This window comes from Pontibacter roseus DSM 17521, from assembly GCF_000373265.1.
Classification (GTDB): domain Bacteria; phylum Bacteroidota; class Bacteroidia; order Cytophagales; family Hymenobacteraceae; genus Pontibacter; species Pontibacter roseus.
The window spans coordinates 479451-505434 of record NZ_KB890766.1; the positions used below are offsets into that span (position 1 = coordinate 479451).

20 protein-coding genes are annotated in these 25984 nt (G+C 50.2%); 7 read left to right on the top strand and 13 right to left on the bottom strand.

What is annotated here, in order from left to right:
- Positions 1-93: 93 nt before the first annotated feature.
- The 4 genes from B051_RS0116345 to B051_RS0116360 all read right to left on the bottom strand — a co-directional run bounded on the left by B051_RS0116345 (position 94) and on the right by B051_RS0116360 (position 6622).
- Positions 94-1185: an NAD-dependent epimerase gene (locus B051_RS0116345; protein WP_018479295.1), complete on the bottom strand. Its 1092-nt coding sequence runs from the start codon at positions 1183-1185 to the stop codon at positions 94-96.
- Positions 1186-1412: 227 nt separating this feature from the next.
- Entirely contained in the window at positions 1413-3737 is a 2325-nt protein-coding gene (locus tag B051_RS0116350) for a GumC family protein (protein ID WP_018479296.1), read from the bottom strand.
- 19 nt (positions 3738-3756) lie between these two features.
- Positions 3757-4551: a polysaccharide biosynthesis/export family protein gene (locus tag B051_RS0116355; protein WP_071594908.1), complete on the bottom strand. Its 795-nt coding sequence runs from the start codon at positions 4549-4551 to the stop codon at positions 3757-3759.
- Positions 4552-5083: 532 nt separating this feature from the next.
- The gene (locus tag B051_RS0116360) at positions 5084-6622 is read right to left on the bottom strand and encodes an N-acyl-D-amino-acid deacylase family protein (RefSeq protein WP_245539646.1); all 1539 of its coding nucleotides are present in this window, start codon (positions 6620-6622) and stop codon (positions 5084-5086) included.
- Between the two features lie 300 nt (positions 6623-6922).
- Here B051_RS0116360 and B051_RS0116370 point away from each other — a divergent pair, with 300 nt between their 5' ends.
- The 3 genes from B051_RS0116370 to B051_RS0116380 all read left to right on the top strand — a co-directional run bounded on the left by B051_RS0116370 (position 6923) and on the right by B051_RS0116380 (position 10817).
- The gene (locus B051_RS0116370; protein WP_018479300.1) at positions 6923-7507 is read left to right on the top strand and encodes a YMGG-like glycine zipper-containing protein; all 585 of its coding nucleotides are present in this window, start codon (positions 6923-6925) and stop codon (positions 7505-7507) included.
- A 118-nt stretch (positions 7508-7625) separates the two neighbouring features.
- Positions 7626-8081, top strand: a complete 456-nt coding sequence (locus B051_RS0116375; protein ID WP_018479301.1) for a YybH family protein — start codon at positions 7626-7628, stop codon at positions 8079-8081.
- A 1257-nt stretch (positions 8082-9338) separates the two neighbouring features.
- A complete protein-coding gene (locus B051_RS0116380) occupies positions 9339-10817 on the top strand; it encodes a T9SS type A sorting domain-containing protein (RefSeq protein WP_169336222.1) in 1479 nt (492 codons plus the stop codon).
- Between the two features lie 121 nt (positions 10818-10938).
- Here the strand turns inward: B051_RS0116380 and B051_RS0116385 are convergent, their stop codons facing one another.
- The 7 genes from B051_RS0116385 to B051_RS0116420 form a co-directional block, all read right to left on the bottom strand.
- Positions 10939-12171 carry a nucleoside recognition domain-containing protein gene (locus B051_RS0116385; RefSeq protein ID WP_018479303.1) on the bottom strand — a complete coding sequence of 411 codons (1233 nt, stop codon included), beginning with the start codon at positions 12169-12171 and terminating at the stop codon, positions 10939-10941.
- Between the two features lie 96 nt (positions 12172-12267).
- On the bottom strand, positions 12268-13716 hold the full coding sequence (locus B051_RS0116395; RefSeq protein WP_018479305.1) for a M14 family metallopeptidase: 1449 nt from the start codon (positions 13714-13716) through the stop codon (positions 12268-12270).
- A 205-nt stretch (positions 13717-13921) separates the two neighbouring features.
- Complete coding sequence (locus B051_RS0116400) at positions 13922-14356, bottom strand: hypothetical protein (protein ID WP_026236465.1); 435 nt, start codon at positions 14354-14356, stop codon at positions 13922-13924.
- A gap of 150 nt (positions 14357-14506) precedes the next feature.
- Entirely contained in the window at positions 14507-15088 is a 582-nt protein-coding gene (locus B051_RS0116405) for an SAM-dependent methyltransferase (protein WP_157578958.1), read from the bottom strand.
- 200 nt (positions 15089-15288) lie between these two features.
- Positions 15289-16683: an MATE family efflux transporter gene (locus tag B051_RS0116410; protein ID WP_018479308.1), complete on the bottom strand. Its 1395-nt coding sequence runs from the start codon at positions 16681-16683 to the stop codon at positions 15289-15291.
- 98 nt (positions 16684-16781) lie between these two features.
- The gene (locus B051_RS0116415) at positions 16782-18248 is read right to left on the bottom strand and encodes an RtcB family protein (protein ID WP_018479309.1); all 1467 of its coding nucleotides are present in this window, start codon (positions 18246-18248) and stop codon (positions 16782-16784) included.
- 117 nt (positions 18249-18365) lie between these two features.
- Complete coding sequence (locus tag B051_RS0116420) at positions 18366-19775, bottom strand: APC family permease (protein ID WP_018479310.1); 1410 nt, start codon at positions 19773-19775, stop codon at positions 18366-18368.
- Positions 19776-20015: 240 nt separating this feature from the next.
- On the opposite strand from B051_RS0116420, the gene B051_RS0116425 reads away from it, so the two are divergent.
- Positions 20016-21503, top strand: a complete 1488-nt coding sequence (locus tag B051_RS0116425) for a trypsin-like peptidase domain-containing protein (RefSeq protein WP_018479311.1) — start codon at positions 20016-20018, stop codon at positions 21501-21503.
- A 104-nt stretch (positions 21504-21607) separates the two neighbouring features.
- Here the strand turns inward: B051_RS0116425 and B051_RS0116430 are convergent, their stop codons facing one another.
- Complete coding sequence (locus tag B051_RS0116430) at positions 21608-22504, bottom strand: LysR family transcriptional regulator (RefSeq protein ID WP_018479312.1); 897 nt, start codon at positions 22502-22504, stop codon at positions 21608-21610.
- A gap of 95 nt (positions 22505-22599) precedes the next feature.
- On the opposite strand from B051_RS0116430, the gene B051_RS0116435 reads away from it, so the two are divergent.
- The 3 genes from B051_RS0116435 (at position 22600) to B051_RS0116445 (ending at position 25114) form a co-directional block, all read left to right on the top strand.
- On the top strand, positions 22600-22848 hold the full coding sequence (locus B051_RS0116435) for a CBU_0592 family membrane protein (protein WP_018479313.1): 249 nt from the start codon (positions 22600-22602) through the stop codon (positions 22846-22848).
- A 424-nt stretch (positions 22849-23272) separates the two neighbouring features.
- Positions 23273-24154, top strand: coding sequence for a hypothetical protein (locus B051_RS0116440; protein ID WP_018479314.1), 882 nt, complete (start codon positions 23273-23275; stop codon positions 24152-24154).
- A 60-nt stretch (positions 24155-24214) separates the two neighbouring features.
- Entirely contained in the window at positions 24215-25114 is a 900-nt protein-coding gene (locus B051_RS0116445) for an EF-hand domain-containing protein (protein ID WP_018479315.1), read from the top strand.
- 128 nt (positions 25115-25242) lie between these two features.
- Here the strand turns inward: B051_RS0116445 and B051_RS0116450 are convergent, their stop codons facing one another.
- Positions 25243-25923, bottom strand: coding sequence for an RNA polymerase sigma factor (locus B051_RS0116450; protein WP_018479316.1), 681 nt, complete (start codon positions 25921-25923; stop codon positions 25243-25245).
- Positions 25924-25984: the final 61 nt, after the last annotated feature.

Genomic DNA, 25984 nt, shown 5'->3' on the forward strand with positions numbered 1-25984 from the left:
GTTACCAACTCAAATCAGTAAGTGTAATCTGTTCAAATTTGAATGCCAATATGGCAATAGGATAAACCTTGATTAGTTATTCCAAACTTTCTTCTAGGCACTCTGCTGCTCCAAATCAGCTCCTGTAAATTTGTTGACGGCATAATAGTCTTTGTACCAATCCACGAACTTCTTCAAACCATACTGTATGGTGGTGCTCGGTTTATAGTTGAAGTTCTGCATGAGGTCATCCACATTTGCCCAAGTGGACGTCACATCTCCTGGCTGGATATCTTTCATCTCAATTATCGCCTTTTCCCCGATACATGTCTCTATCTCCTTTATGAAGCTCATTAGTGAAACTGGACTGTTGTTGCCTATGTTATAAATGCAATAGGGCGCAGTGGAGCGAGAGGGATCAGGTTGCCTGCTATCCCATTCTGCACAGGGCTCCGCTGGCTTCTCCATCACATTGATGATGCCATTCGTGATATCATCAATGTAAGTGAAGTCCCTTTTCATTTTACCATGATTGAAGACCTGTATAGGTTTTTTATTAGATATTGCATCAGCAAATAAGAAATATGCCATATCTGGCCTGCCCCATGGACCATAGACTGTGAAGAACCGAAGCCCGGAGGTCGGTATCTTGTACAGGTGGCTATAAGTATGAGCCATGAGCTCGTTAGCTTTTTTACTGGCCGCGTAAAGGGATACTGGGTGGTCTACAGTGTGTTTGACTGAAAAAGGCATGGTAGAGTTGAGTCCATATACACTGGATGAACTGGCATAAACCAAGTGTTTGATTTTGTTATGTCTGCTGGCTTCCAGAATGTTCAGAAAGCTTATCAGGTTGGACTGCGCGTAGGCATCTGGGTTTGTGATGGAATATCGGACGCCTGCCTGTGCGGCTAAATGTACTATCACATCGAAATCTTCCCGGGCACAAAGCGTCATGAGAGCTTGTTTATCTTCCAGGTTCATTCTGATAAATCGGTATCCATGATGCTTGAAGCTGGTCACCTCTTTGTTCCAGTCAATATGTTCGTAAGCTATTCCACTCTCCGCGAGTCGGTCAAATTTGAGCTTAGGGTCATAGTAGTCGTTGATGTTGTCGATACCTACTACTTCATCGCCCCTAAGGAGGAGTTTTTCTGCTAAGTGAAACCCAACAAAGCCTGCTGTTCCTGTGACTAAAATTTTCATCTATTGACTCGTTTAAAGGTTTATAAAGCATTCAAAGTGTAACTATCAATGTCTTGATAATCGGCTTCGGCAAACTAACCAGGGTATAGCTTCGCCAATCTCAGCCAAACAGTGTGACAGAGTAAATGGCTTACAGCCTGCTACAGCTACTGCCAAGTGATTCCTGTTTCTTCTACTTTTACTTTTGAGGGTAAAGCTTTCGGGGCACCGTAGAATACAGAGTTAAGTTATGCGCTGGCAGCTGCACTCCTTCTTCCATATGCTTTGTCCTTGTATCTCTGCTCATAGCCGTAACCGTAGCCATAGCCATAGCGTCCCTTGACAAATCCCCTTGGCTTGACTCCGTTAAAAACGATGGCTAAATTGCTTAAGGCTTGAAGCTTATTATTTTTATGCAGACGCTGTATGAGGTTTTTAGGTGTATGAGCATGTCGCATCACGAGCAGCGTGATATCACAGTATTCTCCTAATAGATAAGCATCCGAGACTAAATCCACAGGGGGGGTATCAATGACTAGGTAATCAAATGCTTCCTCAAGTTGAGCGAAGAGTCCCTCCAGTTTTCCGTTTAGGAGGAGCTCTGTATGGTCTCCGATATCTATACCTGCTGGCAATATACTGAGGTTATTGTAGCCGGTTTCTTGGATAAAGCTTTCAAGAGGTTCATCTCCAATTAGGTATTCGATTATCCCTTTTTGCTTGTAGAGGCCAAATTGACAGGAGGTATTGGGATTCCTTAAATCGAAATCAACCAGGGCCACTCTTTTGCCTGATGAGGCTAGGCTATACGCAATATTATTGCTCACATAACTTTTGCCCTCTCCAGGGATACTAGAGGTGACCATGATTTTCTTCTTAGCAAAGATGCGCCCGTATAGCCCCATCGTTACCCTTAACTGCCTGAATTGTTCTATTACCGAGGCCTCAGTTGGTGGCGTGAAGCTATCCTCCTTCTGGGTTTTCACATAGGACAACTCTGCTACTATTGGGGCGCTGATGTAATCCGTGATTTCAGACCGGAAAAGTAACTTGCTGTTCAGCAATTCTTTGCCTGTAATCAACAACGCTCCTATTGAAAAGGCCCCGATTATAGCCATCAAATAGATGTAAAAGGGGTTTGGGCTAACAGGCAATGCTGAAGAGCCTGCCATGTCAATTATCTTACTATCCTCCGCAGTGGGGGCGTACGAAAGCACCGTTTCTTCCCTCTTCTGCAAAAGGAAGCTGTAGGCATTGTTCTTTACAATTTGCTGTCGACTCAATTCCATCAATTCCCTTTCTTTCTCAGGAATAGACTGTAGTGCCGAATTATACCTGTTGTTAGTAGCTGTCAGATTCGCTCGGCTTGCCTGCAGGTTAACCCGTTGATTGCGGACGTTTTCAATAATCCTTGGGCGTATGTTTTCAATTTCATTGATGATTGATACGAGCATGGGGTTGTTTTCTGCAGTTGTGTTCTTGAGCCGTTGGTATTGAATTTCAGATTCATAAAGCTGCTGCAGAAGCTGAGACAAGGCTTCGTCGTTTATTCCTAGTGTGGAAGGCACAAAGTTGGCTGAGCTGTTTCTCGACCTGACGTAGCTTTCTACTTTGTCCAGAACAGCTAACTGGGTATTTATTTCAGAGACTTTACGATCATTATCCCTTACGTTCTCTAGGTATAATTTCCCTTGTTCACTGAGATTGACGCCACCCTGGGTAGATTTGTACTCTACGACTTCCTGTTCCAAATCCTTCAGCTCCTCAACTACACGTTTTATGCGGTCCTCTACAAATTCTAATGTGTTTGCTGCGAGTTTGTTCCGTTCTATCACAGCCAATTGTTTATAAAAGGCAATCAAGTGGTTGAGAATATCTTCTCCTCTTTGTGGCTCAGAATCTTTCAAGTAGAGGTTTACAACCGATGAGAATTTACTGGACGCTTGAATCCTAACTTTGCTCAGCAGGTTATCTGTCACGTTATTAGGATGGATGATTGAGAAATACAAAGGACCCTCAGCATCTGAAGTCTTATGAGGGTTTTTTGAAAACCTCATCCTTCCATAGGCTGTGTTGACCCACTGATTAAGCGGATAGCCTTTACTACCAATAACTACCTTCTGTTGTGCCTCATTAAAAGTGAAACCAACCTTGGGCTGGGGTATTGCTTTATCTGGTTTTTCAAGCTCTACTACAATAGGTGAAGAAGTATAGGCTGACACGGAATTAAGCTCACTGTCTTCATAGATTGGCGCATAGAGTTTAAGTTCATGTACAACTTGGCTCATGAGTGCCCTGGATTGAATTACATTGATTTCATTGTCTACAGTTTTGTTTGATGTGAAAGCATCAATTGATTCCGTCATCTTGGAATCATTCACCCCCTTTTTTTCATCCTTAATCATTAGGGATGCGGTGATTTCATATATGGGTACTGCGTAGACGCGAAGATATGCCCATGCTCCGATTAGAGAAATTAGTAGTAAGCCGACGAATAGGGGCCAGTAAGGCAAGTACTTATGGATAATTGAGAAGGCAAAACCGCCTTGAGGGCTTTGTAGATTGTTGTTCATAATCCTCCAAATAATATAATTATCTTGTAAGACGATCTATTGCAACGAAGACTACTGTTAATCCACTGAACACGACTGGTAACCACTGCCTTGCTGGGCTTACACTTTGAATTTTAGTCTGGTTCGGCTCGACGTAAATTATGTCATTCGATTTCAGGTAGTAGTAAGGCGAAGTGAAGAGCTCATCTGATGTCAAATCAATTCTGGTGAGTTTCTTTTTCCCTTCTTCTTCTCGGATAAGCAGCACATTGTTTCTGCTCGCGTAAATGGTTAAGTCACCGGCAAGGCCAAGTGCCTCTAGCAGGGTCACCCTCTCATTGGGTATGGTGAGAACAGAGGGACGTGCCACCTCCCCTAAGACAGAGACTTTGTAGTTGAGGTATCTGATATCTACTATTGGCTCGATAAGTAGCTTTCTTCGAACAAGTTGGTCTCTTATACCTTCTTGAAAATCTTTCTTTGTTAACCCAGCAGCTTTGATTCTACCTAGCAGGGGCAACTGTACATAGCCTTCCTGGTCAACTAGGTAACCGATAGCCGGTGAGACGGTACTTGTTGCGGTCGTATTGGAAGCTCGGGTAGGACTTGGGTTGGAAACATTGAATATCTCAGATGCAGCTGGATTAAGACTGCTGACGTTTATATTCAATAAATCGTTTGCTTGTATCACAGGTTCGAGGCTTTCAACTTTCCCCATAATTTCTGTGCTACCTATGCTGTTGAAGTAAACGACGTCTTTCGTGCTTGTACAAGAAGAGGTAATCGATAGAAATACTATTGAACAAACTATTGCAGTAACAGTTATGCGCTTCATATTTATAAGGAAAGGGTGGAGTGGAACATCAATAGCCAAAAGTAAATGAGCGGTTAGAAAAATTAAATAAAATAGTAGTTGATTACAATACGAGTGACTGTATATCTTAGTTACCTAATGTGTAGTGTAGGGTGTCATTTGGAAATAAAAAAGGGTGAATAGACCTTTTTAGAGGGTGAATGCAAAAATGGGGAAAAATATTGCTAGTAGAAGTATATCACTGGTAATATTGGTGTATCGGAATAACAAAGTATTCTATTTGAAACGATTGCTTACTCTAACACCCTGCGGCCCGGGAGGAATATGAAGGGTATAGCTAATGTTTTAGTAGTTTTGATACCTGCATTACTGATGATGAAGTGTTGTTGCTTAATGCAGGAAGTAATTAGAGTTCGATATCAACCTCTATTATAATGCGAAGGGGTTACATTCTAGCATACGGATAGGCATCCGAATTGCCATTTTTTAGCAATTGAGAGAAAATTTGCGCGAAAAGTAATTGAATTACAGATTAACTACTTTTCTGGAGCTGTCATTGGCTTTTCTTTAACACCTTTCCGGCTCTTTCCGCCCCAGGCTGCTGGCCCTCTTTCACCACCACGCCATTCACCAGAATATACCTGAACCCAGAAGCTTCTTGGTGTGGGTTCTCATAGGTGGCATTTTCCTTTACTTCCTCAGGGTTGAACAGCAGGAGGTCCGCTTTATAACCCACCTGGATTACACCACGTTTCCGCAGGCCGATAGTCTGTGCAGGAAGCCCTGTCATTTTCCGGATAGCTTCCTCAAGCGATAGGAGCTCCCTCTGGTTTACATAGGTCTCTATGATTCGGGCGAAAGCACCGAAACTGCGGGGGTGGCGCATGGTAGGGCTACCGTCGGTGCAAACCATGATGTGGAGGTCCTTCAGGAAGGTTTCCTGCAGGGCCTCGTCCATAATAAAGTAAGCGCCGTCTGCCCCATAAGGACCTATATCCTCCATCAATGCTAATTCAAAAGGCTTATCAAGTTCCTCGGCTATCTGCTTCAACGTTTCCCCCTTGAAGGGGCCGGAGCCTATCAATGTAGCCTCAGGGCCGTTACGCTGGATTATCTTGTTGCGCAGGAAGGTCGCCAGTTCTTTTTTTCTGGTTCTCAGTACCTTTTGGTAATCGTTGGGCTTCTTCGCCCAATCCGGGAACAGGATTTCGATGCCGGTATAGCTGGCTGTATATGGGTAGAAGTCAGCTGTCACTTGGACTCCTTGCTGGCGGGCACTGTCCAGCAACTGTAGAATCTCCCTTGCTCGGTCCTCGCCTTTGCCATATACCACCTTAATGTGTGACACATGCACCGGACAGTACTTTCCTTGGCTTAGCAATTCCCGAATAGATTTCTCTACGTAAGCATCGTCCTCGTTACGCATGTGACTCATGATTAACCCACCTTTGCTACCCACCACCTTGGCTAGACGGTTCAGTTCTGTGCTGTCTGAGTAGTAGCCTGGGTTGTATTCTAAGCCAGTTGACATGCCAAAGCAACCTGCTTCCATTGCATTTGCCAAAAGCTTCTCCATAGCCGCCATACCTGCCTCTGAAGGTATAGAGTCATACTGCACTCCGGAGAGCATGCGCAGCGTGTTATGTCCTGCGAACAGCGCCACGTTCACTGCCGGTCTCTTAGCCTCCACATCTTTCATCCATACCTGCAGGTTCTCCTGTTTGGGGCTGAAGCCATCTTGCCCCAAGCAAATGGTCGTGACGCCCATAGAAAGGAAATTGGTGAACTCCGGCGTCTCCAGTGGGTCACCGTGTGCGTGCGCGTCAACGAAGCCGGGGGTCAGGTATAGCCCATGAGCGTCAATCGTTCTGGAGGCGGGGTAGGAGGAGGTGGTATCGGTGTCTATCAAAGCAATTGAATCGCCGCTAATGAGAACGTTGGCTGAGTAGGCTGCCTTCCCGGTGCCGTCTATGACTAGAGCTCTTTTTATGAGCAGGTCATAGCCCACGACCTGTTGCGGACGCTGGCATGAGGTGGCTACTGCTGCCACAAGTACACAGGCAGTTAAGTGAGGGAGTAGTTTCTTGAGCATCGACATGCTTAAAGATAAATATTTAGGTTACTAAAACAATCAATGGGAGGATTTACTACTACTTGGATTGGGGGTTTCCTGTGGCGTCTGTATTCTTTTTCTGATTTTGCTGAATTAGGTATAAAGAAATTTATGTTATTTAATCAATTGATTTTCAAATATATAAAATTTGTTTTGAAAGAGATGACCCTGCGGGAGCCAAAAAATAGTATGCAGAGCGCATACCTAAAATTAGCTTTGGCATACTACTTGTAAATACACCATCAACACAGTTAGATTTTCTTACTAAAAGAGAATGTTATGAAAAAAGTAACTTATATGTTAAGCCTGGCACTGATGGTATCAGTGGTTGCAGGTGGTTCAGCTGAGGCGCAGGAACAAAGAAAAGGTTGGAGCCCTCAGGCAAAGGGCGCTGTGATTGGCGCCGGTACGGGTGCCGCTGCAGGTGCCATCATCCACAAGCGTAACCGCGTAGTGGGCGGTGTTGTAGGCGGTGTTGCTGGTGGAGCCGTTGGATATGGTATAGGCAAGCACATCGACAACAAAAACAAGCAGCGCGAAGAAGAGGCACGAATCGCCGCAGCTGAGCGTGCGGCAGCCGAAAGAGCTGCGGCTAACAGGGCAGCTGCTAACCGTGAAGCGGCCAGTAGAGCTACGGTAGCTAAGAATACACCGGCTCCTGCCAAGGCAAAGCCGGCCAGACAATCAAGCTTGGTAGCTGCTACGGCGGCTGAGGAGAATGCTGCGAACTCTGTGGCCATGATGTACAACACAACCGGGGAGCCAATACCGCATATGGTCAGTGCTGCTTATTTGCCTAACCTGGACTATGGTGACCGTACCAAACCTTACCATACCTCTGAGTACAGGAGAAAGAGTTGGTAACAGGTATACTTTAAGGAAATGCTCAGATGGCCGGGAATTTTCCCGGCCATCTGAGTAAAATCCCATAGCCTACTTTATCCGTATGAGCTGTGGTTTGTTCAACTTAACATCTGAAATCATGAAAAATTTACTCTACATACTATTTGCCACATTTTTCCTGGCATCCTGCTCTGATTCCAAAGAGGAGGTGAATGTGCAGGAACTCAACCAGCAGTTCATAGGGGCCTGGAACTCGCGGGACTCAGACAAAATAATCTCGCTGCTGGCTGATGATGTTCATTTTCTGCAGGGCGAAGTGCACTTCAGTGGAAAATCTGAGGTATCGGACAAGTGGGTGCGTGAAACACTGGGCACCATCACGGATTTAAAAACAAATGTGGTGAGCACTGGCACTGATAGCCAGATTGCCTACGAAGCGGGCACATTTTCAGTAGATGTGCTGCCATCGACGCCTGATGAGCCCCATGCCTACGGCGAGGGTAACTTCATCCTGCTCTGGAAGAAAGCAGAGGACGGCAACTGGAAGCTCAGCTATGCTCAACTAGAGGACATGCCCGTAGTGGCTAGAAACTAACTTTGCTTAGCTGTACCTAGTGCGGTACAGTATTTAAAATCGTCTACAAGCCTAATGCCGCTTATTCAGAAGAATAAGCGGCATTTTTTATTCATCTTCTTCCCCCTTACTGCTAGCTTTTTGCTACCTCGAAATCTGCTACAGTAGGGAAAGTGACAATTATACTTTCTATTATATATTCACTGGATACCTCTATACCTTCATAGTTTGCAACCTAGCTGATGTGCCATTGCTGTTTGTCTACCTGTAAACAGAGTTCCTATACCATAAATACACAATATGACAAAACATATTTTAATTTGCATTAGTATACCTAGCAGTTACTGTTAGAGTATCGACATCCCATATAGCTTGCTCAAGAATCTATAAACGATTTAGGCAGGCACTACATCCTGAGCCATACGTATTTCAGAACACTACATGGCTATTGTCCCCCTCTCACTCACCCCCGAGAGTATTACATCTAATAACCTCATTTCTGCCGCTCCTGTGAAAGGACCCCTAATTCTATACGCCCGGAATCAATCTGTACATCTTAGACCTTGAATTTTTCACTTAAAGCTATAGATTATGAAAAGACTTTATCCGGATTCAATTTGTATGAATGGGTATCACGGCTACAGCAAAGCTCTGTTCCTCTGGTTGGCGTTATTATATTCCTTTGCTCTCCAAGGCCAAGAGTTAGAATGGGACAGGACGTTTGGTGGCAATGATAGAGAGGGCTTTGAGTATATTCATGTTACCAACGATGGAGGCTATATCCTTGGAGGTACTTCTTGGTCAGGAATTAGCGGGGATAAATCCGAACCGCATTATGGCACTAGCGGCGACTACGAGAGGGGAGGTGATTATTGGGTTGTAAAGGTAGATGCTGAAGGCACAAAGGAGTGGGATAGAACCATAGGTGGAGATAAAGATGATAGGCTGGTTGCTGTTCAGCAGACCACTGATGGAGGGTATATTTTAGGTGGAACTTCCTGGTCTGACATAAGTGGAGACAAAACAGAGAATACGAATGGAGAAAACGACTATTGGTTGGTAAAGCTTGACGCAGATGGCAATAAAGTATGGGATTTAACCATTGGAGGAGATGGTAGAGACTTTCTTAGCTTTTTACAGCAGACCAGAGATGGGGGCTACATTCTAGGAGGTACTTCTGACTCAGGAATTAGCGGGGATAAAACTGAAGACAATCTTGGGATAGATTATTGGGTTGTAAAGCTAGATGCTGCTGGGAACAAGGAATGGGACCAAACTATGGGAGGAGATTCCTATGATGGTCTTCAAACACTTCAACAGACTTTCGACGGAGGATATATACTGGGGGGTAGCTCTTTCTCTAACAAAAGCGGAGATAAGTCAGAAGACAATAGAGGGGAGTGTGGCCCAGAGGATTACGACTGCTCCACAGACTACTGGGTAGTGAAATTAGATGCGAGTGGCAGAAAAGAATGGGATAGAACTATCGGGGGGGCTAGTTTTGATGAATTGCTATCGCTCCAGCAGACAAGCGATGGGGGCTATATTCTGGGAGGATACTCTAACTCCAATGCCAGTGGAGATAAGACAGAGGACAACATAGCCCTTTGTGACTCCGATGATGAAGAGATTTGCCCTCCTGACTATTGGGTAGTGAAGCTAGACGCCACTGGCAATAAGGAATGGGATAATACAGTAGGTGGCGATAAAGGCGACAGACTGGCTGCTGTGCGGCAAACAAGCGATGGGGGCTACATTCTGGGAGGCTCCTCCTCGTCTAGAATCAGTGGCGATAAAACCGAAGACAACATAGGTATATGTGACCCGGAGGATGGTGTTTGTCCTGCTGATTATTGGATTGTGAAGCTGGACGCTACTGGAAAAAAGGAATGGGATAGAGTCTTCGGGGGCAGCCATTACGATGCTTTACAATCACTACAACTATCTCCCGATGGAGGGTATATCCTAGGAGGGGAGTCTTCATCTGGGATAAGTGGTGACAAGAGTGAAGCTTCACGCGGATTCACTGACTACTGGATTATCAAACTAAGTGGAGATGAACAATGCACACCTCCTGCGCCTGTCATCACGGTAGAGCCTACTTCCAACGTCTATACCGGTGGTGACGCCAATACCATCTACCTGGGCTATGGCCCGCAGAGCGTGCGGCTGGTGGCTAGTGGTGCAGAACGCTATGAGTGGAGTCCGGGAACAGGTTTAAGCGATGCCACTGTTGCTAACCCAGTTTTCACTCCTAGCACTGCCGGCACCTATACCTTTACGGTCAGGGGCTATAACGGAACCTGCTCTGCTACTGCCACGGTCACCATAAACGTGGTGGATGTGCGCTGCGGCAAAGGCAAAGTGCTGGTATGCCACAAAGGGAAGTTGATTTGTATTTCTACCTCCGCTGTAGCGGCGCACCTCCGCAACCACAAGGACGACAGTCTAGGCGATTGCGCTTCCCAGTTTGCTCCGGAAAAGGTGCTGACTATCAACCTTTCGCTGAAGGTCTTCCCGAACCCATTCCGCGATTGGGCGAATGTGGAATTCTTCCTGCCGCAACAGGGTAAATTCCGAATCGAGCTGTACAGTTCCAATGGCAAAATGCTGGGAGTAATCGCCGAGGGGCAGGCACAGGCAGGCCAACTAATTAGCCGGGAAGTTCGGGCCGACAAGTTGCGAGAAGGCGTCTATTACCTTAAATTAATTACGAATGAGGAGGTCCGTACAGTACGACTGGTGCTAAAAAACTAAGACAGGTATAGGTAGTAGAATGAAGCTACCTGTGATAGTACCGTAGAAGCAAACAGCCCCTTTACCAAGTCGGTGAAGGGGCTGTTTGCTATACCTGTATTGTGGTAATTTGAATTTGGTCCTAGTGGAAGAACAGATATGTGATGAAGATGGCCGCTATGATACCTGCGAAGTCAGCAATCAAGCCGCAGGTCAGGGCGTAACGGGATCGCTTGATGCCGACGGACCCAAAGTATACAGCCAGGATATAGAAGGTGGTCTCGGTTGAGCCCTGGAACACAGATGCCATACGCCCTACGAAGGAGTCAGCACCGTAATTCGTCATGGTCTCCACCATCAGGCCGCGGGCGCCGCTGCCGCTCAGCGGCTTCATAAAGGCAACTGGCAGGGCTGGGACAAAGTCGGTATTCACGCCCGTTAAAGAAATCAGGTACCCCAGGCCATTTACCAGCATGTCCAAAGCGCCGGAAGTCCGGAACACGCCGATGGCAACCAGGATGGCGACCAGGTAAGGTATGATGGTAACGGCAACCGAGAAACCCTCTTTGGCGCCTTCAATGAATGCCTCGTACACATTCACTTTTTTAACCAATGCCAGCCCTATGAAGGAGATGATGATGGAGAATAGGATGACGTTACTAGCCACTGTGGAGATGACGCTAATCTGCTCCTGCGAAATGGTGCTGAAGTAGTAGATGAGCGCAGCTATGAGGGCAATGAGTGTACCCAGGTAGGCAAGTATCACCGGGTTGAAAAGGTTGATGCGCTGGTAGATGGCCACGGCAATCAAGCCGGACAGGGTAGAGAAGAAGGTCGCCAGCAGAATCGGGATGAAAATGTCAGAAGGGTCAACGGCGCCGAGTTGTGCCCGGAATACCATGATGCTAATCGGAATAATCGTCAAGCCCGAGGTATTTAGCACGAGGAACATGATTTGTGCATTGGAAGCCCGTTCCTTGATAGGGTTGAGCTCCTGCATCTCCTTCATGGCCTTGAGCCCGAGGGGAGTAGCGGCATTGTCGAGGCCCAGCATGTTGGCCGAGAAGTTCATCAGGATGGAGCCGAACACCGGGTGGTTTTTGGGAAGCTCGGGAAACAGGCGGTTGAAGAAGGGGGCCACCAGTTTAGCGAATATAGCGATGATGCCGCCGCGCTCGCCCACCTTCATCAGTCCCAGCCACAGGGTCATCACGCCGGTCAGGCCAAGGGAAATCTCAAAGCCCAGTTTGGCGTTGTCGAAGGTGCTGGCCACCAGTTTCTGGAATATCTCAACGTCATTGAAGAAGATGAGCTGAAACAAGGCAATGGCAAAGGCAATCAGGAAGAAGGTTGCCCACAGATAGTTTAATACCATGAAAAAAGGTTGGTTGGTCAGGAATCAGCCTGTAAGTTACAAACTGATTCCAATAACCGATTATCTGAAAGAAGAGAAATTTGGATTGGCAGCGGGTTAGTGCAGCAGCCCGTGGAAGAGCGAGGGGCGGGCGCCTTGGAGGTCGCACACAAAGCCGTTCACAATGCCATACCGGATTTCTCCTTCCTTGTCCTGCAGCACGAAGTTGGCACCTCCCTCCAAGGTCAGGCTGTGGTCAACGGCACTGGAAACGCCCGTCACGTTGAGCGGGAGTTCCACTGGGTCGGGCAGCTCCTGCGGCAGCGTGGCCAATCTTATGGTGGTATAGCCCTGCCGCAACAAATCAAGGGCACGTTCAGGTGTCAGGTCGGTCAGCGTCTGGAAAGGCTGTTCGTATACCTTGCCTGGTACTAACATGAGCCCCTCCGCATCCAGCTCTTCATAGCCGTAGAACACGCTCATGTCGCCTATCTCCTCCACCACGCTGGTGTGGTAGAAACCGAGTGTGTTCTGCGCCTGTACTTCCTGACGGTTTATCCCGATGTCGAGCAGGATGCTGCGGCCACCCTGTTCATACTGCACCTTCCGCACGATGAGGTCGAACAGGTAGCGCTGGTTCTCAGGTATGGCATAGTAGTCTTCCAGTGCATAGGAGGTATAGCCTTGGGTGCCAATCAGGTATAGCGCCGATACGATAGCGGCGAAGTTGAGCTGCCGGATGTACTGCTTCTCCGGGTCACCGAAGTAGCCGCCTGATTCTATCAATATCACGCTGGTGCCCCACTTCTGTATGTTGTCGCCAAAGGCCCTCGGTTCGTGCTCGTCTGAGAACTTGGCTATGTGACCGGGAATGAACTGCTGCAGCGCCTCGTTCAAACCCACAATGGAGCGCATGGCGCGGCCACGGACTTCGTTTACCGTTTGGGCATGGTCAAAGGCGGGGGCGAGGAAGGAGATGGTAGCCGTTTTGTGGCTCGTGCCCACGGTATAGTGCCGGCTCTGGTCGTGCAGGTTGAAGCCAAAGGCAGGCTCCAGGGTGTCGCGCAGGTCTTTGAGCAGCTGTGCCTCGGGGCTCTGCAGCCGGAGCGCATCCCGGTTCAGGTCAATCTCCAGGGCGTTGCGGCGCGTGTAGCGCTCGGCACCGTCCGGGTTCAGCATGGGCACGATGTAAAGGGTCATGTTCTGCAGGATGCTCTGCCGCACGGGGTCCAATTGGTCGGACTGTTGCAGGAAGTTGAGCAGGTCGAAGAGCGCCATGGTGGCAGTCGGTTCATCGCCGTGCATCTGCGACCAGAGCATGACTTTAGTTTTTCCGGTGCCCGCCTTAACCAAATAAATATCTCGGTCCTCAGCCGATTTGCCTGCTACCTGCACGTCCAGCAGTGGGTGTTGGCGCAACTGCTCCAGCAGCGGCACGATGTCCTGGTGCTTGAAGCGGCGGTGCTGCAAGGCCTGTTCTTTGAAGGTAGTGTGTTGCTCGTATACCTGGCGCGCCACCTGCTGTATGGGCAGGGTGGCCTCCGATTGGTTTTGTGATGATGCCATGTAAAAATAGGTATGCTAGTTTATGTCTGCTGTCTGCCGCCAGTGTTTCAGCGGGTCCGCTAAGTTAGCAAATCAAACGAATCCTGCTGCCCAACGCCTGCCATACCTTCTGATAAACCGAAACGCCTCCCGACCCAGGCTATACCTGGAACGGGAGGCGTTTCGGTTCGGACTGAAGAAAAGAGCAGCCCTAGCTCAAAATGGCTTAGTTACCTGGCCATTCACCCCATGGAATACGAGCCAGGATGAGGATGAGCGCCAAGGTATAGAAAACAGCGATGCTACTGAAGCGCTTCTTGTCGTCTTGCAAACGTTTGGAACGGGCATATCCCACTGTAATCAATATCAAAGCGATAATCATGGTGAGCGGGTGCTCCAACACATAGAATCGCTGCTCGCTCACTTTCATGAAGCCTTCGGTAGCCATATCAATCCCCTTTGGCGAGAGAAAGTAGAGTATTACACCCAACACCCACTGCAGGTGCGCAGGTATAAGCCCCAGCAGACCCCTTTTTCTGTCTTTGTCGGTGAATGGCTTGTTGCCAGACATACCCATGAAAGCAAAAACGATGCTGATGATAAGACCTAGCAGTACCAGGTAGGCCATAAACGAGTGAAAATGCTGTAATCCTGTATACATTTCGGAGAATAGGTTAGTGTCAGCTGTAAATATAGGAATTTTAAAATTATCTCAGCTGTGGGGATTCTATTTTAAGCTACCTGTCAGGCAGGCAAAGCAAAGCCCCGCGCATGTAGACATGGGCGGGGCTATGGTGCGAGTAGGTGATGCTTAGCGACCTTTGGCTGGTGACTTCTTCTCCGGCACGGTCCAGAGGTAAATGGTGGAGCCATCCACCACCTGGGTTTCTTCCGGCTCCCAGTCGCCCATGTCAAAGGCGTGGGACACGATACGCGTTCCGGGCTTGAGCTGTTCCAGCAGCATCGGGCGGAGCTTCATGTTCACGGTTGGCAGCAGGTATAGCGTGACCACCGTGGCCGGTCGGTAATCCACTTTGAACAAGTCACCTTCCACAAATCTCACCTTATCGGTCACATCCGCCTTCTTGGCATTGGCGTTCGCCTCTTTGATGCGCTCCGGGTTTATATCAAAGCCAGTAGCATTGGCGCCATATTCCTTAGCCGCCGTCACCACGATGCGACCGTCACCACAGCCTAGGTCATAGAGCACGTCCTTCTCCGTCACGTTAGCTAGTTTCAGCATCGCATCCACCACTGCCTGCGGCGTAGGCACATAGGGAACATCCAGCTTCGGTGTGGTTGCTTTGGTAGCCGTCTGGGTAGGCTGTGCGAAAGCGGCTGTCGCGCACAGCATCAGGAGTAACGTCCAGAGGGAATGTCTGATTGATTTCATAGGAATTGACTTTGGTTAAAGATTAAGTATGGAAATGAATGAGTCTTGAGAAACGACGTAACCGCCCGCCCGCCTAAGCAACCCGAAGGTGGCCATTCAACGCAGAACCTACCGGCTTTTCAGCAGGTATAGCAGATCATACTAGTACGTATATGCTTGATTTACAGTTCAACTAGATGTAGGCGCTAGATAAACTTAGCCTATACCCGTACCTGTTTCCAGGTGCCGCGCCGGAACAGCCACCAGCTGACCAGGGCATGGAACGAGTGGCAGAAAGCGATGGCGATAAAAATGCCGGTTTCCGCAAAACCAAGTGAAAGCGCCAACACATAAGCCAGTGGGATTTCAATCAGCCACAGCACCACGACGTTGATGAGGGAGGGCGTGCGGGTATCGCCTGCTCCGTTGAAGGCCTGCACCATCACCATGCCCAAGCCAAAGAAGACATAGCCCAGCGTGATGATGCGCAGTGCTTCGGAGGCGATAAGGACAACGCCTGCCTCGTTGGTGAAGAAAGCCGCCAGATACTCCCCGAACAGCAGGAAAATCAGTGTAATCACCGCCATGAAAATCACATTGTAGCGCGCCGTCAGCCAGACCGCCAGCTCTGCCCGTTTGGCTTTCTGGGCACCGAGGTTCTGTCCCACTAGCGTAGCCGCCGCCGACGAAAGGCCCCAGGCAGGCAGCAGTGTGAACATGATAATCCGGAACGCAATGGTGTAACCGGCCAAAGCGGTGCTCCCAAACTCGGCTATGATGCGGGTCAGGAATATCCAGCTGGCGGAATCAATCAGGTACTGGCCCATACCTCCAGAGGACACTTTGAGGATACGGCCAATCATGGCCAGGCTGATGATGAAGTTCTCCCGCCCGATTTTGAGCAGGTGTTTCCCGTTTAGGAGGTGGTACAGTTGGTATACTACCCCGATGCTGCGCCCTATGGTCGTGGCCCACGCGGCTCCCTCCAATCCCATACCTGGAAAACCGCCTATCCCGAAAATCAGGAGCGGGTCCAGCACGATGTTCGCTCCGTTGGCCAGCCAGAGAGTACGCATGGCCAGATGCGGCTGCCCCGCCCCGCGAAAAGCTCCGTTGATGAGGAAAAGCAGGATGATGGCCAGGTTGCCGGCGAATATAACTTGGGCGTAGCGCAGACCAGTTGTGATAATGGCCTCCTCGGCTCCCATCAGGGCGAAGATGTCCGCAGCAAAATAAGTGGCAAGGAAGCCCATCACGATGGCCAGAACGGCTCCTGTCACGATGAGCTGGAAGGTGACGCTGGCCGCCTCCCGGTAATCCTTTTCGCCGACTCGTCTGGATACAAGGGCCGTGGCGGCAATGCTCACGCCCATACCTACCGAGTAGATAATCATGAGAACCGTTTCGGTCAGGCCAACCGTAGCCAGAGCGTTGGGCCCGAGCCTGCCCACAAAGAAGATGTCCACCACCGCGAACAAAGACTCCATCACCATCTCCAGTATCATGGGCACCGCCAGCAACACAATTCCCTTCCGGATGCCCAGCGTGGTATAATCCTGCTCCTTGCCCTTCACGGCAGACCAGATAAGGTGGAAAGACTCTTTATAGCTGCTCATGCGCGTGGGCTACCGGGTATGGAGTGGATGGAGAGACTACGGATTTTCACCTGCCAAATGTTTTGAGCCAAGTATACCTGTAGTTAAAGGCAATTGATTCAGTCTACTTCCACGTACTTCTTGTCCTCGTTCATCCGCACAATCTTCGGGTAGAAAGTGCCCACCACCTCTACCAAATCCTGCTGGTAGGTCATCACCTGGTGGATGTCTTTGTAAGCCATGGGAGCCTCGTCCAGGCCGGCGCCCACCAGGTCCACGCCGGCCTTCTTTAGGAATTGGCGCATGTCAGGAGGCGAGAGCGTCTTGATGGCCTTCGTGCGGGACATGGTTCTTCCCGCTCCATGCGAAGCGGAATTGATGGCGGCCGCCTCACCCTTACCCCGCACGATGAAACCAGGAGTAGCCATGGTGCCGGGTATGATGCCTATCACACCCTTGCCGGCCGGTGTGGCTCCTTTGCGGTGCACAATCACTTCCTGGCCTTTGGCGTCCTTTTCTTTCCAGGCGAAGTTATGGTGGTTCTCAATCCGGGCTATCGGTGTCTCGCCCAGCTGTGCCGCCAGCCGTTCGTGTATCTGGTGATGGCACGCGGAGGCATAGTCGCCGGCCAGGTTCATGGCGAGCCAATATTCCTGACCCGCCTCGGAGTCTAGGTCGAGCCAGGCCAGGTGCTTCGCCTCTTGGGGCAGGGGGCAGGCATCCATCGCTACTTTGGTATAGTAACCCGCCACATTGGCGCCCAGCCGCCGTGAGCCGGAGTGGGAGAGGATGGCCAAATATTTGCCTGAGGGTAGATTGAACTCGTTGTCCGCCTCGTGCAGCTCCACCGTGCCGAACTCCACGAAATGGTTACCTCCGCCCGATGTGCCCAACTGCTGGAAAGCGCGGTCCTTGAGCTCCCGCACCACCGGAATCTCGTGGAACTCCGGCCGGCTCATGATTTCGTGGTCTATAGGGCGTTTGAACGAGGTGTTGCCAAAGCGGGTGCTGTCGGTCAGCATCTTGATGAGCCTCTCCCGGTTCTTGTCGATGTAGCCGGTGTGGATGTCGAAAATGCTCATGCTCATGCGGCAGCCGATGTCCACGCCCACCCCGTAAGGTATAACAGCATTGTGCGTGGCCAGCACGCCACCCACCGGCAGACCATAACCCTGATGGGCGTCGGGCATCAGGGCGCCGCCTCGGGTCACGGGCAGGCGCATGGCGATGTTCATCTGGTCCAAGGCACCTTGCTCTATACCTTCGGCTCCGTATACAGCATACTTCGGTTTGTCAGTTTTCAGGGCGATGGGCGCGGCTTCTTTCTGCGCCAGAATCGCCTGGGCCAGGGGTGCCAGCGTGGTGTGCATCTGGTACTGCTCGGGGGCAGCCAGCACATCCTGCAGCAGCTCTATCTGGTGCCGCTTGCCCAAGTCGGTGTAGAAGGTATGGATGAGGTTGAGGGCGGTGCCGGTAGGCTTACCGGAAGGATACCCAAGGCTCAGCAGGTCTTTTGACGACAGCTTGTCTGACTTAGAGCTCTTTTTCTGCTTTTCTGGTTTCTTGCTATTCTTCTTGTTTTTCATAGGTATGCATCGGCTACACGAACCCTACTATACGCGGAATCTGGTGCAGGTGATAGGGTATAGAAAGTACCTAGCAATTCGGTGTTTTGAAAACTCGGGAGGTCTGCAGGTATAGGTCTAGTTGTTGCGCTTCATCCGTCTCTCGAGCATGGGCAAGGCCAGCAGGAGAAGCCCGCCCACCGCCAGAACAGCTATACCTACAAGGGCCCCCAATCCGGTATACATCAGACTGGAATAGAGCAGGTAGGCGCTCGTGAGGCAGAAAAGCAGGGGCGTGATGGGGTAGAGGGGAACCCGGAAGGGACGTGGCCGGTCAGGCTCTTTCCTCCTCAACACGAACAGCGCTATACCTACCAGCAGCAGGAAAAACCAGAAGACGGGCGCCGTATACTCCACAATCGTCTCAAAGCCGTTACGCGTCAGGAAGCCCAGTGCCACCAGTGCCAGCGATATGGCCCCTTGCACCAGGAAAGCATTGACAGGGGAGGAGGTCTGCCCGTTCCACTTGCCTAGAAATCCGAACACCGGGAAATCGCGGCCGAGGGCGTAATTGGTGCGGGCGCCCGTAAAGATAGTGGCATTGACCGAGGTCAGGGCAGCCAAGGTGACAATCAGGGCGATTATCACGACACCTGCCTCGCCGAAAGTAGCTCTTACCAAATCGCTCGCCACCGCCTCCGATTGCGCCATGCCCCCAAGTCCCAGCACGTTGAGGTAAGCTATGTTGATCAGCAGGTAGATGAGTGTAATAATGGCGATGCTGGCCATGAGGGCGGTGGCCATACCCCGGCGCTCGGTCTTGAGCTCGGCCGAGATGTAGGCTGCTTCGTTCCATCCCCCGAAGGTCAGTAATACGAACACCATGGCCAGACCGAGTGAGGTGGTTCCGCCGCTTGAGGCAGGGGCGGCAGTCGCTGCGGCATCAGGTGCGAACAAAAAGCTGGCCGCCAGGATAAACAGGATGCCCAGTATTTCCAAAATGGTCAGGAGCCTCTGCGTGCCGGCCCCGAAAGTCACCCCCACAATGTTGATGGCCGTAAGGGAAATGACCACCAGCGCAGCATAAAACACGGATGTAAACTCCCCAAAGCTGTAAATCTGCGCCAGGTAATCTCCAATGATGAAGGAGAGCAGCGCGATGGAGCCGGTCTGGATAACGCTCATCCTAGCCCAGGCAAACAGGAAAGCCGGTTTCTTGCCGAATGCCCTGGTCAGGAAATGGTAGTCGCCGCCGGCATTGGGGAAGGTGGTGGCAAGTTCGGCATAGCACATCGCCCCAATCAGCGACACGAGCCCGCCCAACACCCAGGTAGCTAGGAAAATCGTGCTGCTCTCCGTGTTGGCTGCTACCAGCGATGGCGTCCGGAAAATGCCCGCACCCACCACAATGCCCACGATTACGGCGATGGCGTCCAGCATGCCCAGCGCTGGTCTCGGTTCCGCTTTTTTGTCAGTAGTGGATGGGGTGGCTTCTGTGAGTTGGCTTTCGGTGGCGGCGGTTCTGAATTCCTGGTCCATTTCTTCCATAAGCTTTAATCAATCAGTGGGTCACGGCACAACGTGTGGCCTGAGAACATTGTACGGTTAACAGCTGAATTTTACTGAGTTAGCTTCACAAAATTACCTACAGGAGCAGGTGCGGCAGAGCTGAACATTCACACACCTGACACGTTATGAAAGGAAGCCTGCCGGTATCTGCTGCGGTAAGTAATAAGGAGCAGAGCATTCTGGGAAATCTTGAATAGAAGTAAAAAGCGAGTATAGAACATGAAGAAAGCTGGAATTGTGATTTTGATTGCACTGCTCTCTGCCACGTTGGCCATTGCAGGGTATAGGTACTTGGACAACAGACAGGAGCAGCAGGCCCTGCAGGGGCAGCAGGTGCATTTTGCAGGTGGCAGAATCGCGACGGTCGGCTCGGCCGGAAGTCCTGACTTTGTGCAGGCCGCCTCGGTGGTGACGCCTGCAGTGGTGCACGTCAAAACACTATATGAGGCAGCCCAACCCGCTGCCGGCAATCCCATTTACGAGCTGTTCGGCATGCCGCAGCAGGCTATACCTGCCCGTGGTTCGGGTTCGGGTGTGATTATCTCGAACGACGGTTACATTGTGACCAACAACCACGTGATTGACAAAGCCTCTGCCATCGAGGTGGTGCTACCAGACAAGCGCAGCTACAAAGCCAAACTGATTGGCCGCGACCCCAGCACCGACCTGGCACTGGTCAAAGTGGAGGGAAAGCAGCTGCCTGTGGTGTCCATGGGCGATTCTGACAGTGTGCAAGTAGGGGAGTGGGTGCTGGCGGTTGGTTATCCACTTTCTTTGAATTCTACAGTGACGGCCGGCATCGTCAGTGCCAAGGGCAGGAGCATTGGCATTCTCAACCAACCCAGCCAGGGAGGTATGGCCGACCCCTCACAGGTAGGCAACACGGCCATTGAATCCTTCATCCAGACGGATGCGGCCATCAACCCAGGGAACAGTGGGGGCGCACTGGTCAATGCCAGTGGCCAACTCATCGGCATCAACACAGCCATCGCCTCCACAACGGGCAGTTACACAGGTTATGGCTTTGCTATACCTGTCAACCTGATGCAGAAGGTGGTCAGCGACTTCCAGAAATTCGGTGAGGTGAAGCGCGGCTATTTAGGTGTAAGCTTTCCGGCTCCGGCCGTAGAGGACCAGATTCTTAAAGCCGAAGGCATAGACCCTGCTGAAGTGCGGGGCGTGTACATCATGGGTGTGCAGCCCGGCAGCGGTGCCGACGAGGCCGGTTTGAAGCAAGGTGACATCATACAAGGTATAGACGGCGTGCCTGTGGCCTCATCGGCTGAACTCTCGGAGCGGATTGCGCGCCAGTACCCGGGGGACAAAGTGGAGCTGAGCCTGCTGCGGAACGGGCGCCAGCGTGATGTGGCAGTGGTGCTCAAAGGGGAAGAAACCAGCGAGGTCGAGGTAGCGGGCAAGGGGCTGGAAGCCCGATTGGGAGCGTCTTTCGCTCCGCTGCCGGACCGCGCCAAGCAACGCTTTAAACTAGACCACGGCGTGTATGTGAAAGAAGTGTCGCGCGGCGGCTTCTTCGACTCGGCAGGTATACCGGCCGGAACCATCATCACCCGCGTGAACGGCAGGACAGTGAGCAGCATGGCCGACATCAGCAAGGCATTGGCCGTCTCCAAGAGTAGCATGGTCCGCATAGACGGCATCACACCCGATGGCACGGCCTTTGTCTTCAATTTCCCGCTCGGCGCCTAAAGCAAGTAAACAAAGGTATAGAAACAGACACAGCCGCCCGGAGTAAACCGGGCGGCTGTGTCTGTTAAAAGGCAGGTATGCTATAGCGCCAGTATTGGGTATGGCTATACCTCCTCTTTCAAGGCGAACTTCAGAGCGGTTTCCTGCACCTGGCTTATCACGTTACGTATCACCGGGCTCTTGTCTTCTTTCCGCCAGGTCACATAGAGGTTCACCTTGTAGGGCAGCTGGATGAAACGCACATTCGGTAGGGAACTGAAGGAGTAGGAGCCGGGTAAAATGGAAACGCCCAGTCCCTTGGACACCAATCCCAGCACCATGCCGCCAAAGTCCGTCTCGATGTAGACGTTCGGTTTGAAGTTATAATCATCGAAAATCTGATGGAGGCTGGAGATATAAAAGGACTTCTGTTCCAAGCCGGAGAGGATGAACTTCTCGTCCTTCAAGTCGTGCAGACCATTGAAATTCTGCTCGTTCAGGTAATGCTTCTCCGGTACCACCAGGGCAAAATTTTCAGAGTACAGGCAGATGGACTGCAGGGCTGGGTTCGTTGCCGGATCCCGCCGGAAGGCGATGTCCATCTGATAGTCGAGCAGCAGTTGCTCGAAACTGATGTCAGTTGGCTCCACCAGCACCACCTTGAGCTCAGGCAAGGCGTGGGAAATGCGGGGGATGAGCTCTGGCATGAAACTGTAGGCGATAGAGCCCGGATAGCCGATGGTGATAGTCCCATAGGCGCCTTCGTGTATTTTCCGGGCCTGCCTGTTGATGCGGTTTATCTCGTCGAGCAGCGGGAGCCACTGGTCTCGCAGGAAAGCCCCGGCCGCCGTCAGCTTCACGCTCCGCTTGCTCCGCTCAAAAAGCTGCACGCCCAACTCCTCTTCCAGCGCCTTGATTTGCCTGCTCAGCGCCGACTGCGTGATGAACATGCGCTCGGCGGTGTTCCAGAAATGCAGTTCCTGCGCCAGCACCAAGAAATACTTTATTTGCTGCAGCTCCATACCTGCTGAATCGGTTTATGCATTAGTCAATCCAATATTAGCATTTTTAGAGCGATGCACGCACACTAATTTTGGATAAACTAAAGTGAAGACCGATGTTAGCAGCAAGAAAGTTCGCAAAAGAAGGCATAGGGTGGGTAGGCGCACTGTTTTCCCTCACGGCCTTCAGCCTCAATAGCCTGAACATGATTGGGAGCCAGTCGCTGGAGTACCTGATGATGAACATCATAGGGTGTTTCTTCTTGATTATGTACGCTTTTTTCAAAAAGGCGCATGCTAGCTGGGTACTCAACTCCATCTGGCTCCTCATGACTGCCTTTGCCCTGCTGCGGGTGTACATGTAGCTATAGACAAACCATTAGTATTAGGAAAGCCCGAACCATACCAAGTATAGTTCGGGCTTTTTTTGCAGGGGTAGTTGCGCCACACCAAAGTCACGATTCCCCATTCTTTGATGTTGATTTACTAAGTATCTGTAATACAGTAATTTGAGATTTGGATTTAAGTTGTAATAATCCGTATTATAGTTGAGCTGCAGTAAGAAGGTCATACTCCGTTAAGGCGGAACCTGTACCAGCTTTGCCCTCCTCTCTTTCCTCTGGTTCTGACAACAGAGCTCTTGCCAATTATGAGCTAACCTCATTGCTTGATTGAAACGCATTTACGAGGGTGATGTATTCTTCCTTCGTTTGCAGTGCTGCAACAAGAGGCTTATTGAGTCAGCTAATTATCATGCTATACCCTGGGATTTTTAAACCAATAGAAGTAATGAAAAGGTGTACTTGCTACTTCTTTATCTTGACCTGCCTTGCTTTTGTGGCATGCGACGAGGAGGATGTTGCTCCTGTTAACAAGCTGCTGCCCGATACTGTTGCCCCGACAGTCGCCATTCAGGCGCCGGCAGCCAACGACTCTCTGCTGATAATTGATGTAATTGGAGTAGTTGCTGAAGTGGCTGATGACAAACGGATTGAAAATGTACGGGTGTCTTTAGCTGAACCAGGTCGTGCCAGCCAGGTCATATCAGATGTCAAAGTCCCATTCAGTGAAGAAAAAAATTACACGGCAGGTGTACTTCATCGCTTGCCCAAAAACGCCGCCGCTTCAGGGGTGTATACGCTAACGGTTGAAGCCAGAGACATTGGCCAGAATGTGACCATCAAAACGGTTACGTTTTCCGTGAAGGCGCCGAGCGTGAGTAGAGCTACATTTGAACGTTCTTTCGATAATGCGTTCTATGAGAAACTCTCTGCCCCCTTGGATTGGTTCGCCTATAATTTTTGGGATGAAGGGTATGCTTTCAGTGAGAATTGGTTGAGCACAGTGCTGTACCTCATGGTAACAACTTCTGATGACGAGTATAGTATCTCTGAGGCTGAATGGACAAAGTTTATGGCAGACTTCGGCATGAAGAATCAGTCCTGGGCGAAGTGGGACGAAGACAATGACGGAAACCTGAATGATATGGAATTTGAACTGGGAATCAGCCGCTTGGGCTTGTTTAAAGAATGGGACAGGAGCAAGGATAAAATAGTCAACCTGGAAGAGCTAGCTACAGGGGTTTTTTCTCATTGGGACCAGAACAAAGACAATCTGTTAGCAAAGGAGGAGTACTTAGAAAAGTTCAACACTTATCTATACCCCCGATAAAGTTGTATCTGTAGTAGCAAAGCCATAAAAAAACCATGATGCTTTAGAGCCAGGAAATTTATGAAAAGGTACACTCGCTTCTATTTACTTCTACCTTTTCTGGCGTTGCTGGCATGCGACGAAGAGGTAGATGCACCGACTCCTAAGTTGGTGCCCGACACCGTTGCCCCGGCAGTGACCATTCTGACACCGATGGCCAATGACTCTTTGTTGGTTATAGGTGCGATACACGTAACTTTTGAAATTATGGAAGACAAGGAACTCGACAATGTACGGGTTGTCCTGGCTACACCTGGTAGCGATGCTCAGATAATTTCAAATGCTAACATTACTTCTTATCATGAATACCAGCGATACCACATGAACTTGGATTATCTGCTACCCAAAAACTCACAAACCGGAACCTATACCCTAACGGTTGAAGCCAAAGACAGAAGCCAGAACATGGGGAACCGTACGGTTGTTTTCACCTTGCATGATTCGGATATTAGCCAGCCGGATTTTAGTATGCCTTTCTTTTCTGCGTTTTCAAACTCCAAAGTCGCTGAGGCTCTGAATGGGGAAAGATTTAACTACTGGGAGGCTGGATTCAATAATTGGGACTACGGGTATGTGTTTGATGCCAACTGGTTAAGCAAGGTGCTGTTGATTATGGCAGCCACAAATGCCGATTACACTGTCTCTGAGGCTGATTGGCAAAGGTTTATGGTAGACTTCGGCATCAAGAACCAGTCCTGGACAAAGTGGGACCAAGACAAGGACGGAATCTTAACCGAAGCGGAGTTTGAGAAGGGTATAGACGGCCTGGAATTGCTCAAAGAGTGGGATAAGAGCCAGGATGAACTTGTGGACCTAGATGAAATGGCAGTCGGGGTTTTCACTCGTTGGGACCAGAACAAAAACGGCAAGTTGAGCAAGGCGGAGTACCTGGAGAAATTTTACGCTTATTTCTACCGTTAATGCAGCCAGGGTGTATCAGCTGGAGTGTCTACCACGGTAACCAAGGTATAGCCTGTATGACCGAACGAGGATAGACTTCCTCAGGGGAAAACCTTCGGAATGAGGTATACAAAACTCGGCTGCACAGCCTATACCTCCTTATCAGAAGGCAGGGCTGCCAGCACACGCACCACTACGGCATCGCAGCGCTTGTTGCCAAACTCAAACACATCTCCGCTAGAAGACAGCTTGAAGAGGCTCTCTTTAAGCATAGCCTTGGCACGGTGCAATCTCACCTTCACGTTCGCCTCTGACAGGTCCAGGCATTGGGCAACGTCCTGAATGGGCATCTCCTCCACTTCGCGCAGGGTATAGATGATTCTGTACTTCTCCGGTATGCTGTCAATGGCTTTCTCAAGCAGCAGCTTCACTTCCTGCCGTATGGCGATTTGCTCGGGGTTCATGGCGTTTGTCAGGTTTAGGAAATGGGGCAACACTTCTGGCTGGTCTACCAACAGCGCGTAGGGTGAAATCCGCTTCTGCTCCCGCAGCCGGGCCAATGCGTTGTTTATCCCAATCCGGATGAGCCAGGTGGAAAACAGGGCGTCGTTTCGGAACTGGTACAGCCTCTCATAAGCCCTCAGGTAGGTATCCTGCATGGTGTCCTCCACTTCCTGCTCCTGCTTCAGGTAGCTCCTGATTACGCGGTAAAGCTTCTGGTTATACCGCCGCATCAGGAGTTCATACAGCGATATGTCTCCTTCGAGCACGCGCGCGACGATGGCCGCATCCGTCAGCTCAGTTTTCTCTACTGCCGTTACATGTTTCATGGTTCTGAATGGTCGATGTCAATGATTAGATGCACTGCTGGTCATATGGTTACAGGATGTT

What these genes read in the sequence shown, in the direction of transcription:
- B051_RS0116385 (WP_018479303.1), bottom strand. Translation starts at nt 12,171, where the DNA reads ATGGTATTAAACTATCTGTGGGCAACCTTCTTCCTGATTGCCTTTGCC.
- B051_RS0116370 (WP_018479300.1), top strand. Translation starts at nt 6,923, where the DNA reads ATGAAAAAAGTAACTTATATGTTAAGCCTGGCACTGATGGTATCAGTG.
- B051_RS0116430 (WP_018479312.1), bottom strand. Translation starts at nt 22,504, where the DNA reads ATGGAGCTGCAGCAAATAAAGTATTTCTTGGTGCTGGCGCAGGAACTG.
- B051_RS0116405 (WP_157578958.1), bottom strand. Translation starts at nt 15,088, where the DNA reads ATGAAATCAATCAGACATTCCCTCTGGACGTTACTCCTGATGCTGTGC.
- B051_RS0116380 (WP_169336222.1), top strand. Translation starts at nt 9,339, where the DNA reads ATGGGAGGAGATTCCTATGATGGTCTTCAAACACTTCAACAGACTTTC.
- B051_RS0116375 (WP_018479301.1), top strand. Translation starts at nt 7,626, where the DNA reads ATGAAAAATTTACTCTACATACTATTTGCCACATTTTTCCTGGCATCC.
- B051_RS0116355 (WP_071594908.1), bottom strand. Translation starts at nt 4,551, where the DNA reads ATGAAGCGCATAACTGTTACTGCAATAGTTTGTTCAATAGTATTTCTA.
- B051_RS0116345 (WP_018479295.1), bottom strand. Translation starts at nt 1,185, where the DNA reads ATGAAAATTTTAGTCACAGGAACAGCAGGCTTTGTTGGGTTTCACTTA.
- B051_RS0116400 (WP_026236465.1), bottom strand. Translation starts at nt 14,356, where the DNA reads ATGTATACAGGATTACAGCATTTTCACTCGTTTATGGCCTACCTGGTA.
- B051_RS0116425 (WP_018479311.1), top strand. Translation starts at nt 20,016, where the DNA reads ATGAAGAAAGCTGGAATTGTGATTTTGATTGCACTGCTCTCTGCCACG.
- B051_RS0116410 (WP_018479308.1), bottom strand. Translation starts at nt 16,683, where the DNA reads ATGAGCAGCTATAAAGAGTCTTTCCACCTTATCTGGTCTGCCGTGAAG.
- B051_RS0116450 (WP_018479316.1), bottom strand. Translation starts at nt 25,923, where the DNA reads ATGAAACATGTAACGGCAGTAGAGAAAACTGAGCTGACGGATGCGGCC.
- B051_RS0116440 (WP_018479314.1), top strand. Translation starts at nt 23,273, where the DNA reads ATGAAAAGGTGTACTTGCTACTTCTTTATCTTGACCTGCCTTGCTTTT.
- B051_RS0116360 (WP_245539646.1), bottom strand. Translation starts at nt 6,622, where the DNA reads ATGCTCAAGAAACTACTCCCTCACTTAACTGCCTGTGTACTTGTGGCA.
- B051_RS0116395 (WP_018479305.1), bottom strand. Translation starts at nt 13,716, where the DNA reads ATGGCATCATCACAAAACCAATCGGAGGCCACCCTGCCCATACAGCAG.
- B051_RS0116415 (WP_018479309.1), bottom strand. Translation starts at nt 18,248, where the DNA reads ATGAAAAACAAGAAGAATAGCAAGAAACCAGAAAAGCAGAAAAAGAGC.
- B051_RS0116435 (WP_018479313.1), top strand. Translation starts at nt 22,600, where the DNA reads ATGTTAGCAGCAAGAAAGTTCGCAAAAGAAGGCATAGGGTGGGTAGGC.
- B051_RS0116350 (WP_018479296.1), bottom strand. Translation starts at nt 3,737, where the DNA reads ATGAACAACAATCTACAAAGCCCTCAAGGCGGTTTTGCCTTCTCAATT.
- B051_RS0116420 (WP_018479310.1), bottom strand. Translation starts at nt 19,775, where the DNA reads ATGGAAGAAATGGACCAGGAATTCAGAACCGCCGCCACCGAAAGCCAA.
- B051_RS0116445 (WP_018479315.1), top strand. Translation starts at nt 24,215, where the DNA reads ATGAAAAGGTACACTCGCTTCTATTTACTTCTACCTTTTCTGGCGTTG.